Annotated in this window: 15 protein-coding genes and 2 pseudogenes; all 17 read left to right on the top strand. The window is 54.8% G+C overall.

Translation table 11 applies throughout. The features are described 5' to 3' along the window. Window positions 1-9: 9 nt before the first annotated feature. The 17 genes and pseudogenes from rpsL (at window position 10) to rplX (ending at window position 10,195) form a co-directional block, all read left to right on the top strand. Window positions 10-381, top strand: a complete 372-nt coding sequence (gene rpsL, locus RS887_RS08640) for a 30S ribosomal protein S12 (protein ID WP_003186084.1) — start codon at window positions 10-12, stop codon at window positions 379-381. Window positions 382-489: 108 nt separating this feature from the next. Further along, complete coding sequence (gene rpsG / locus RS887_RS08635; protein WP_007970418.1) at window positions 490-963, top strand: 30S ribosomal protein S7; 474 nt, start codon at window positions 490-492, stop codon at window positions 961-963. A 30-nt stretch (window positions 964-993) separates the two neighbouring features. Beyond that, window positions 994-3,099: an elongation factor G gene (gene fusA / locus RS887_RS08630; RefSeq protein WP_008018196.1), complete on the top strand. Its 2,106-nt coding sequence runs from the start codon at window positions 994-996 to the stop codon at window positions 3,097-3,099. A 30-nt stretch (window positions 3,100-3,129) separates the two neighbouring features. Then, window positions 3,130-4,323 (top strand): elongation factor Tu, encoded by a 1,194-nt coding sequence (tuf, locus tag RS887_RS08625; protein WP_008018195.1) that lies wholly within the window; start codon window positions 3,130-3,132, stop codon window positions 4,321-4,323. A 157-nt stretch (window positions 4,324-4,480) separates the two neighbouring features. Continuing rightward, window positions 4,481-4,792, top strand: coding sequence for a 30S ribosomal protein S10 (gene rpsJ, locus RS887_RS08620; protein WP_003186070.1), 312 nt, complete (start codon window positions 4,481-4,483; stop codon window positions 4,790-4,792). Between the two features lie 80 nt (window positions 4,793-4,872). Beyond that, window positions 4,873-5,508, top strand: a complete 636-nt coding sequence (gene rplC / locus RS887_RS08615; RefSeq protein ID WP_007955641.1) for a 50S ribosomal protein L3 — start codon at window positions 4,873-4,875, stop codon at window positions 5,506-5,508. Between the two features lie 12 nt (window positions 5,509-5,520). Next, window positions 5,521-6,123 (top strand): 50S ribosomal protein L4, encoded by a 603-nt coding sequence (gene rplD, locus RS887_RS08610; RefSeq protein ID WP_003228735.1) that lies wholly within the window; start codon window positions 5,521-5,523, stop codon window positions 6,121-6,123. Next, window positions 6,120-6,419: a 50S ribosomal protein L23 gene (rplW, locus tag RS887_RS08605; RefSeq protein WP_002555488.1), complete on the top strand. Its 300-nt coding sequence runs from the start codon at window positions 6,120-6,122 to the stop codon at window positions 6,417-6,419. The genes rplD and rplW overlap by 4 nt, the downstream gene beginning before the upstream one ends. 14 nt (window positions 6,420-6,433) lie before the next feature. Beyond that, window positions 6,434-7,256: pseudogene (gene rplB / locus RS887_RS08600) on the top strand (50S ribosomal protein L2). A 16-nt stretch (window positions 7,257-7,272) separates the two neighbouring features. Further along, the gene (gene rpsS / locus RS887_RS08595) at window positions 7,273-7,548 is read left to right on the top strand and encodes a 30S ribosomal protein S19 (RefSeq protein WP_002555486.1); all 276 of its coding nucleotides are present in this window, start codon (window positions 7,273-7,275) and stop codon (window positions 7,546-7,548) included. 11 nt (window positions 7,549-7,559) lie between these two features. Then, entirely contained in the window at window positions 7,560-7,892 is a 333-nt protein-coding gene (gene rplV / locus RS887_RS08590; RefSeq protein WP_003103908.1) for a 50S ribosomal protein L22, read from the top strand. Window positions 7,893-7,905: 13 nt separating this feature from the next. Continuing rightward, the gene (gene rpsC / locus RS887_RS08585; RefSeq protein WP_007970424.1) at window positions 7,906-8,592 is read left to right on the top strand and encodes a 30S ribosomal protein S3; all 687 of its coding nucleotides are present in this window, start codon (window positions 7,906-7,908) and stop codon (window positions 8,590-8,592) included. A 12-nt stretch (window positions 8,593-8,604) separates the two neighbouring features. Continuing rightward, on the top strand, window positions 8,605-9,018 hold the full coding sequence (gene rplP / locus RS887_RS08580; protein ID WP_003228729.1) for a 50S ribosomal protein L16: 414 nt from the start codon (window positions 8,605-8,607) through the stop codon (window positions 9,016-9,018). Next, window positions 9,018-9,209 carry a 50S ribosomal protein L29 gene (gene rpmC / locus RS887_RS08575; RefSeq protein ID WP_002555481.1) on the top strand — a complete coding sequence of 64 codons (192 nt, stop codon included), beginning with the start codon at window positions 9,018-9,020 and terminating at the stop codon, window positions 9,207-9,209. Before rplP ends, rpmC begins: the two co-directional genes overlap by 1 nt. A 2-nt stretch (window positions 9,210-9,211) precedes the next feature. Next, entirely contained in the window at window positions 9,212-9,478 is a 267-nt protein-coding gene (gene rpsQ / locus RS887_RS08570) for a 30S ribosomal protein S17 (protein WP_003176419.1), read from the top strand. A 23-nt stretch (window positions 9,479-9,501) separates the two neighbouring features. Further along, window positions 9,502-9,869 (top strand): annotated as a pseudogene (gene rplN, locus RS887_RS08565) (50S ribosomal protein L14). An 11-nt stretch (window positions 9,870-9,880) separates the two neighbouring features. Next, window positions 9,881-10,195, top strand: coding sequence for a 50S ribosomal protein L24 (rplX, locus tag RS887_RS08560; protein WP_003186046.1), 315 nt, complete (start codon window positions 9,881-9,883; stop codon window positions 10,193-10,195). Window position 10,196: the final 1 nt, after the last annotated feature.

The following is a 10,196-nucleotide window of genomic DNA, read 5'->3' as shown; positions in this document are numbered from 1 at the left end:
AGCTAGTAGATGGCAACTATCAACCAGCTGGTACGTCAGCCGCGTAAGCGTATCGTCGAGAAATCCGACGTGCCTGCGCTGCAGAACTGCCCGCAACGCCGTGGCGTGTGCACCCGTGTGTACACCACCACGCCGAAAAAACCTAACTCGGCACTGCGTAAAGTATGCCGTGTGCGTCTGACCAACGGTTTCGAGGTTTCCTCGTACATCGGTGGTGAAGGCCACAACCTGCAAGAGCACAGCGTGGTACTGATCCGCGGCGGTCGTGTAAAAGACTTGCCAGGTGTTCGTTACCACACCGTTCGCGGTTCGTTGGATACTTCCGGTGTTAAAGGTCGTAACCAGGGTCGTTCGAAGTACGGTACCAAGCGTCCGAAGTAATCGGTCGTTTTGCAGTTTTTCATTTTATTGAGTCGATAAGAGTAAGGTCGGGCACGTATCCACAGGATCTGTCCCGGGCTAACCTGAAGACCGTTTGAGGGCTTATCAATGCCAAGACGTCGCGTAGCAGCCAAGCGTGAGATTCTGGACGATCCGAAATACGGAAGCCAAATCCTCGCCAAATTCATGAACCACGTAATGGAAAGCGGCAAGAAAGCCGTTGCCGAGCGTATCGTTTATGGTGCCCTGGATACCGTGAAGGCTCGTAAGGCCGGCACCGATCCCCTGGAACTCTTCGAAAAAGCACTCGACGCCATCGCTCCGCTGGTCGAAGTGAAGTCGCGCCGCGTTGGTGGTGCTACTTACCAGGTTCCGGTCGAGGTTCGTCCTTCCCGTCGTAACGCTCTGGCAATGCGCTGGCTGGTAGACTTCGCCCGTAAGCGTGGCGAGAAGTCCATGGCTCTGCGTTTGGCTGGCGAACTGTTGGACGCCGCCGAAGGTAAAGGTGCTGCAGTTAAGAAGCGTGAAGACGTGCACCGTATGGCTGAAGCCAACAAGGCTTTCTCGCACTACCGCTTCTAATTCTAGCGTCACTCATTTTGCGAGGGCTTTATGGCTCGTACTACACCGATTAATCGCTACCGTAACATCGGTATCGTTGCTCACGTGGATGCTGGTAAAACCACCACCACCGAGCGCGTCCTTTTTTACACTGGCAAAAGCCACAAGATGGGCGAAGTGCATGACGGCGCTGCGACCACTGACTGGATGGTTCAGGAGCAGGAGCGTGGTATTACCATTACTTCTGCTGCCATTACCGCCTTCTGGCAGGGTTCCGCCAAGCAGCACAAGGACCAGTACCGCTTCAACGTCATCGATACCCCGGGTCACGTAGACTTCACTATTGAAGTTGAACGTTCCCTGCGTGTACTCGACGGCGCGGTCGTTGTGTTCTGCGGCACTTCCGGCGTTGAGCCTCAGTCCGAAACCGTATGGCGTCAAGCCAACAAGTACGGCGTTCCGCGTATCGTTTACGTGAACAAGATGGACCGTGCCGGTGCGAACTTCCTGCGTGTGATCGCTCAGATCAAGCAGCGTCTGGGTCACACTCCGGTGCCGATCCAGTTGGCTATCGGTTCCGAAGACAACTTCCAGGGTCAAATCGATCTGATGACCATGGAAGCGGTTTACTGGAACGACGCTGACAAGGGCATGACTCCACGTCGCGAAGCTATCCCTGCTGAACTGCAGGAACTGGCTGAAGAGTGGCGCAACAACATGGTAGAGGCTGCGGCCGAAGCCAGCGAAGAGCTGATGAACAAGTACCTCGAAGGGGAAGAACTCTCCATCGAGGAAATCAAGGCGGCTCTGCGTCAGCGTACCATCGCTGGTGAGATCGTTCTGGCTGTTTGCGGTTCTTCCTTCAAGAACAAGGGTGTTCCCCTGGTTCTCGACGCCGTTATCGACTACCTGCCGGCTCCGACCGACATTCCTGCCATCAAGGGTACTGACCCGGATGACGAGGAAAAGCAAATGGAGCGTCATGCAGACGACAACGAGCCGTTCTCGGCTCTGGCGTTCAAGATCGCTACCGACCCATTCGTGGGTACCTTGACCTTCGTCCGCGTTTACTCGGGCGTGTTGGCCTCCGGCGACGGCGTGATCAACTCGGTCAAAGGCAAGAAAGAGCGCGTGGGTCGTATGGTGCAAATGCACGCAAACGCCCGTGAAGAGATCAAGGAAGTACGCGCTGGTGACATCGCGGCCCTGATCGGCATGAAGGACGTCACCACTGGTGAAACCTTGTGCAACGCTGACAAGCCAATCATCCTGGTTCGCATGGACTTCCCGGAGCCGGTAATTTCGGTTGCCGTTGAGCCTAAGACCAAGGATGACCAGGAAAAAATGGGTATCGCTCTGGGCAAGCTTGCTCAGGAAGACCCGTCTTTCCGCGTCAAGACTGATGAAGAGACTGGTCAAACGATCATCTCCGGCATGGGCGAGCTGCACCTGGACATCCTGGTTGACCGGATGCGCCGTGAGTTCAACGTCGAAGCCAACATCGGTAAGCCTCAGGTTTCGTATCGTGAGCGCATCACGAAGAACTGCGAAATCGAAGGCAAGTTCGTTCGTCAGTCCGGCGGTCGTGGCCAGTTCGGTCATTGCTGGATTCGCTTTGCTCCTGCTGACGAAGGTCAGGAAGGTCTGCAATTCCTGAACGAAGTAGTGGGTGGTGTGGTTCCTAAGGAATACATCCCGGCTATCCAGAAGGGTATCGAAGAGCAGATGAAGAACGGCGTTGTTGCCGGCTATCCGCTGATCGGCCTGAAGGCTACCGTGTTTGATGGTTCTTACCACGACGTCGACTCGAACGAGATGGCGTTTAAGGTGGCTGCTTCCATGGCGACCAAGCAACTGGCCCAGAAGGGCGGCGGTGAGTTGCTTGAGCCGATCATGGCGGTAGAGGTTGTTACGCCTGAAGACTATATGGGTGACGTGATGGGCGACCTTAACCGTCGTCGCGGCATGATCTTGGGTATGGAAGACACGGTCTCCGGTAAAGTAATTCGTGCCGAAGTTCCGCTGGGCGAGATGTTCGGTTATGCGACCGACGTTCGTTCCATGTCCCAGGGTCGCGCAAGCTACTCTATGGAATTCAAAAAATACAATACGGCTCCGTCGCACATCGTCGAAACCGTTACCAAAAAACAAGGCTGATTCAGTCCTTTAGGCAAGGAGTTAATTGTCGTGGCTAAAGAAAAATTTGATCGTTCCCTACCGCACGTCAACGTTGGCACCATCGGTCACGTTGACCACGGTAAAACCACTCTGACCGCAGCTCTGACTCGCGTCTGCTCCGAAGTTTTCGGTTCGGCCGTAGTTGAATTCGATAAAATCGACAGCGCGCCAGAAGAAAAAGCTCGCGGTATCACCATCAACACCGCGCACGTCGAGTACAACTCGAACATTCGTCACTACGCTCACGTTGACTGCCCAGGTCACGCTGACTACGTGAAGAACATGATCACCGGTGCTGCCCAGATGGACGGCGCGATCCTGGTTTGCTCGGCCGCTGATGGTCCGATGCCACAAACCCGTGAGCACATCCTGCTGTCCCGTCAGGTAGGCGTTCCGTACATCGTGGTCTTCCTGAACAAGGCTGACCTGGTAGACGACGCTGAGCTGCTGGAACTGGTTGAGATGGAAGTTCGCGACTTGCTGTCCACCTACGACTTCCCGGGCGACGACACTCCGATCATCATCGGTTCGGCTCGTATGGCTCTGGAAGGCAAAGACGATAACGAAATGGGCACCAGCGCTGTTCGCAAGCTGGTTGAAACTCTGGATACCTACATCCCAGAGCCAGAGCGTGCTATCGACAAGCCATTCCTGATGCCAATCGAAGACGTATTCTCGATCTCCGGTCGCGGTACTGTTGTAACTGGTCGTATCGAGCGCGGTATCGTTCGCGTTCAAGATGCACTGGAAATCGTTGGTCTGCGTGACACCACCACCACCACCTGCACCGGTGTTGAAATGTTCCGCAAACTGCTCGACGAAGGTCGTGCCGGCGAGAACTGCGGCGTTCTGCTGCGTGGTACCAAGCGTGACGACGTTGAGCGTGGCCAGGTTCTGGTTAAGCCAGGTTCGGTTAAGCCGCACACCAAGTTCACCGCAGAAGTTTACGTTCTGAGCAAGGAAGAAGGCGGTCGTCACACTCCGTTCTTCAAAGGCTACCGTCCACAGTTCTACTTCCGTACTACTGACGTGACTGGTAACTGCGAGCTGCCAGAAGGTGTTGAAATGGTAATGCCAGGTGACAACATTCAGATGACTGTTACCCTGATCAAAACCATCGCGATGGAAGACGGTCTGCGTTTCGCTATCCGTGAAGGCGGTCGTACCGTCGGCGCTGGCGTCGTAGCCAAAATCATCGAGTAAGCTTCTCTTTTGAGATAGCTTCGATGCTTTGAAAAGCCCCCGCTCAGCGGGGGCTTTTTTATTGGGTTGACACCCATCTGGGGCGTCTATAGAATTGCGCCTCCTTTTAACGGGCGTATTGCGCCCGGTGGGAATAGCAGCCGGAGTCTGAAATCCAATGCAAAATCAGCAAATCCGTATCAGGTTGAAGGCTTTCGACCATCGCCTGATCGACCAATCCACCCAGGAAATCGTGGAAACCGCGAAACGTACTGGTGCTCAAGTGCGTGGTCCAATTCCACTGCCTACCCGTAAAGAGCGGTTCACCGTTCTGGTCTCCCCGCACGTCAACAAAGACGCGCGTGACCAGTACGAGATCCGTACTCATAAGCGCGTTCTGGACATCGTCCAGCCAACGGATAAAACCGTTGATGCTCTTATGAAGCTTGATCTTGCGGCCGGTGTGGAAGTGCAGATCAGCCTCGGCTAAGACTCGGTCTTAGTCGTGTAACGCTCTGAAATGGGCGGCCATAGCGGGTGAAAGCCCCGTACACTCATGAGGTTTACAACATGACTATTGGTGTAGTCGGTCGTAAAGCGGGTATGACCCGTATTTTCACCGAAGAAGGTGTCTCCATTCCGGTCACGGTCATTGAGATCGAGCCGAATCGCGTCACCCAGTTCAAAACTGAAGAAACCGATGGCTATCGTGCAGTGCAAGTCACTGTCGGCGAGCGTCGTGCTTCGCGTGTAACAGCAGCTCAGGCTGGCCACTTCGCTAAAGCGAACGTTGCCGCCGGTCGTACCGTAATGGAATTCCGCCTTGAAGAAGGCGAGTACCAGGCCGGCGATCTGATCAACGCTGAAATCTTCGCCGCTGGCCAACTGGTTGATGTAACCGGTCAGTCCAAGGGTAAAGGCTTCCAGGGTACGATCAAGCGTTGGAATTTCCGCGGGCAAGATAACACCCACGGTAACTCCGTATCCCACCGCGTTCCAGGCTCTATCGGCCAGTGCCAGACTCCTGGTCGTGTATTCAAGGGCAAAAAAATGTCCGGTCATATGGGCGCTGAGCGCGTGACCGTGCAGTCCCTCGAAGTAGTGCGCGTGGACGCTGAACGCAATCTGTTGTTGGTCAAGGGCGCTGTTCCTGGCGCTACTGGCGGCAACTTGGTTGTACGTCCAGCAGCCAAGGCTCGCGGTTAAGGGGAAGCTGACATGCAATTAAATGTAAATGACGCTCAAGCGATCGAAGTTTCCGAACTGACATTTGGCGGCGAATTCAACGAGACGCTGGTTCACCAAGCAGTCGTGGCCTACATGGCCGGCGGCCGTCAAGGTAGCAAGCAGCAAAAGACCCGTTCCGACGTTCGTGGTGGCGGCAAGCGCCCATGGCGTCAGAAAGGTACTGGCCGCGCTCGTGCCGGTACTATCCGTAGCCCAATCTGGCGTGGCGGCGGTACCACTTTCGCAGCTCGTCCTCAGGATCACTCCCAGAAGCTGAACAAGAAGATGTACCGCGCAGCAATGCGTTCCATCCTTGCTGAGCTGGTGCGTACTGATCGTCTGGTTGTGGTTCAGGATTTCGCCGTTGAAACGCCGAAAACCAAAGACCTGCTGGGCAAGCTGAACAACATGAGCCTGACCGACGTTCTGATCGTGTCGGACGCTGTTGATCAGAACCTGTACCTGGCTGCTCGTAACCTGCCACACGTAGATGTACGTGACGTGCAAGGTTCCGATCCAGTTAGTCTGATCGCATACGACAAGGTGTTGATCACCGTGTCGGCCGTGAAGAAATTCGAGGAGCTGCTGGGATGAACCAGGAACGCGTATTTAAAGTTCTGCTTGGCCCGCACGTTTCCGAGAAGGCTACGGTTCTGGCAGACAAGAAAGGCCAGTTCGTTTTCAAGGTTGCTACTGACGCAACCAAGCTGGAAATCAAGAAGGCCGTCGAAAGCCTGTTCAGCGTGAAAGTAGAGCGTGTTACTACCCTGAACGTTCTGGGTAAGAGCAAGCGCACTGCTCGCGGTCTGGGCAAGCGTAATGACTGGAAGAAGGCAGTTATCTCCCTTCAGCCAGGCCAAGATCTCGATTTCAGCAGCAGTGCTGAGTAAGGAAGGGGTGCATCATGGCAATCGTTAAATGCAAACCGACTTCCCCTGGCCGCCGTTTTGTGGTCAAGGTGGTCAACCAGGAGCTGCATAAAGGCGCTCCTCACGCACCGCTGCTCGAGAAGAAATCGAAGACTGGTGGTCGTAACAACAATGGCCGTATTACCACTCGTCACATCGGTGGTGGTCATAAGCAGCATTACCGTATGGTCGATTTCCGTCGCAACGACAAAGATGGCATCGTCGCCACTGTCGAGCGTATCGAATACGATCAAACCGTACTGCTCACATCGCACTGCTCTGCTACGCAGACGGCGCGCCGCCTACATCATCGCCCCTAAAGGCGTGAGTGCTGGCGACACGCTGATCGCAGGTGCCCTGGCTCCAATCAAGCCAGGCAACGCTCTGCAACTGCGCAACATTCCAGTCGGTTCTACCGTACACGGCATCGAACTGAAGCCAGGTAAAGGTGCACAGATCGCTCGTTCCGCTGGTGCTTCGGCTCAGCTGATCGCTCGTGAAGGCGTGTACGTTACCCTGCGTCTGCGTTCCGGTGAAATGCGTAAAGTCCTGGCTGAATGCCGTGCGACCCTGGGCGAAGTCTCGAACTCCGAGCACAGCCTGCGTTCGCTGGGTAAAGCTGGTGCCAAACGCTGGCGTGGCGTTCGCCCAACCGTTCGTGGTGTTGCCATGAACCCGGTTGACCACCCACATGGTGGTGGTGAAGGTCGTACCTCTGGTGGTCGTCATCCGGTATCGCCATGGGGCTTCCCGACTAAGGGCGCGAAGACTCGTGGTAATAAGCGTACCGACAAAATGATCGTCCGTCGTCGCAAGTAAATAGAGGGATACGACAGTGCCACGTTCTCTGAAAAAAGGTCCTTTTATCGATCTTCACCTACTGAAGAAGATCGAAGTGGCGGCGGAAAAGAACGATCGCAAACCGGTGAAAACCTGGTCGCGTCGTTCGATGATCCTGCCACAAATGGTCGGTCTGACCATCGCAGTACACAACGGTCGTCAGCACGTCCCAGTTCTCGTGAACGAAGACATGGTCGGCCACAAACTGGGCGAGTTCGCCGGTACCCGCACTTATCGCGGGCACGTGGCTGACAAGAAAGCCAAGCGTTAAGGGGTTAGGAAATGGAAGTAGCCGCTAAGTTGTCGGGCGCTCGAATCTCCGCCCAGAAAGCCCGCTTGGTCGCCGACCAGATCCGCGGGAAGAAGGTGGGCGAAGCGCTCAACCTGTTGGCTTTCAGCAGTAAGAAAGCCGCCGAGATCATGAAGAAAGTGCTGGAGTCGGCCGTAGCCAACGCCGAGCATAACGAAGGCGCAGACGTTGATGACCTGAAGGTCAGCACTGTTTTCGTCAACGAAGGGCGTTCGCTGAAGCGCATCATGCCACGTGCCAAAGGCCGTGCTGATCGCATCGTCAAGCGGTCTTGCCATATCACTGTCAAGGTTGCTGACAAGTAACGGAGTCGAAGAGATGGGTCAGAAAGTACATCCCATTGGCATTCGCCTGGGAATCGTCAAGGAGCACACCTCCGTCTGGTACGCAGACGGTCGGACTTATGCGGACTATTTGCTCGCAGATCTGAATGTGCGTGAGTACCTCCAAGACAAACTAAAAAGCGCGTCCGTAAGCCGTATCGATATCCATCGTCCGGCCCAAACTGCACGCATCACCATCCACACCGCTCGTCCAGGTATCGTTATCGGGAAGAAAGGTGAAGATGTTGAGAAACTGCGTCAGGACCTGACCAAGCAAATGGGTGTGCCTGTGCACATCAATATCGAAGAGATCCGCAAGCCGGAGCTCGACGGTATGCTGGTTGCGCAGAGCGTAGCTCAGCAGCTGGAGCGTCGCGTAATGTTCCGTCGCGCTATGAAGCGCGCTGTACAGAACGCCATGCGCATTGGTGCCAAAGGCATCAAAATCCAAGTGAGCGGTCGTCTCGGCGGTGCTGAAATCGCACGTACTGAATGGTATCGCGAAGGTCGTGTGCCATTGCACACCCTGCGTGCCGACATCGACTATGCCAACTACGAAGCTCACACCACTTACGGTGTGATCGGTGTAAAGGTTTGGATCTTCAAAGGCGAAGTAATTGGTGGTCGCCAAGAAGAACTGAAACCACAAGCACCAGCGCCTCGTAAAAAAGCTGCTAAGTAAGGGGTACGCCAAATGTTGCAACCAAAGCGTACGAAGTTCCGCAAGCAAATGACTGGTCACAACCGTGGCCTGGCATTGCGCGGTAGCAAAGTCAGCTTCGGCGAGTTCGCGCTGAAGTCTGTTGCTCGTGGTCGTCTCACCGCTCGTCAGATCGAGTCAGCGCGTCGTGCTCTGACCCGTCACGTAAAACGTGGCGGCAAGATCTGGATCCGTGTATTCCCGGACAAGCCGATCTCCAAAAAACCTCTCGAGGTTCGGATGGGTAAAGGTAAGGGTAACGTGGAATACTGGGTTGCCCAGATTCAGCCAGGCAAAGTCCTGTATGAAATCGAGGGTGTTTCTGAAGAGCTGGCGCGTGAGGCTTTCGCCCTGGCTGCTGCAAAGCTGCCGCTCGCCACCTCCTTTGTTAAACGGACGGTGATGTGATGAAAGCGAATGAACTTCGTGAAAAATCCGCACAGCAGCTGAACGAGCAACTGCTCGGCCTGCTGCGCGACCAGTTCAATCTGCGTATGCAGAAAGCAACTGGCCAGTTGGGGCAGTCTCATCTGCTCTCGCAAGTTAAGCGTGACATCGCTCGCGTGAAGACTGTGCTCAACCAGCAGGCAGGTAAGTAATCATGGCTGAAGCCGAAAAAACTGTCCGTACGCTGACTGGCCGTGTTGTCAGCGACAAGATGGACAAAACCATCACCGTTCTGATCGAGCGTCGCGTTAAGCACCCGATCTACGGTAAATACGTTAAGCGTTCGACTAAGCTGCACGCGCACGACGAAACCAATCAGTGCCACATCGGCGACAAAGTCACTATTCGTGAAACTCGTCCTTTGGCCAAGACCAAGTCTTGGGCGCTGGTTGATGTTCTCGAACGCGCTGTGGAAGTCTAAGGACTAGGGGTCGGAGAAATTATATGATTCAGACTCAATCCATGCTCGATGTGGCCGATAACAGCGGCGCTCGCCGTGTTATGTGCATCAAGGTGCTGGGTGGCTCCCATCGTCGTTACGCTGGTATCGGTGACATCATCAAAGTTACCGTCAAGGAAGCAATTCCTCGCGGTAAAGTGAAAAAGGCCAAGTGATGACTGCTGTTGTAGTCCGCACTCGTCACGGCGTACGTCGTGCTGATGGCTCCATTATCCGCTTTGATGGCAACGCTGCTGTTCTGTTGAACAACAAGCAAGAGCCGATCGGCACCCGTATCTTTGGGCCAGTGACCCGTGAACTTCGTACTGAGAAGTTCATGAAGATCGTCTCGCTCGCCCCAGAAGTGCTGTAAGGAGATCCGACATGCAAAAGATTCGTCGTGACGACGAGATCATCGTGATCGCCGGCAAAGACAAAGGTAAGCGCGGTAAGGTGCTGAAGGTTCTTGCTGACAACCGTCTGGTTGTTGGTGGTCTGAACCTGGTCAAGCGTCATACCAAGCCTAACCCGATGTCGGGCGTACAGGGCGGTATCGTCGAGAAAGAAGCGCCACTGCACGCTTCCAACGTCGCCATCTTCAACGGCGAAACCAACAAGGCTGACCGCGTTGGTTTCAAAGTAGAAGACGGTAAGAAAATTCGTGTCTTCAAGTCGACCCAAAAAGCGGTTGATGCTTGAA

Origin of the sequence: Pseudomonas sp. BIC9C (genome assembly GCF_034541995.1) — a bacterium.
Classification (GTDB): domain Bacteria; phylum Pseudomonadota; class Gammaproteobacteria; order Pseudomonadales; family Pseudomonadaceae; genus Aquipseudomonas; species Aquipseudomonas fluorescens_CC.
Note: the sequence above shows the minus strand (reverse complement) of the source record. Positions and strands in the feature narration are given on the sequence as shown.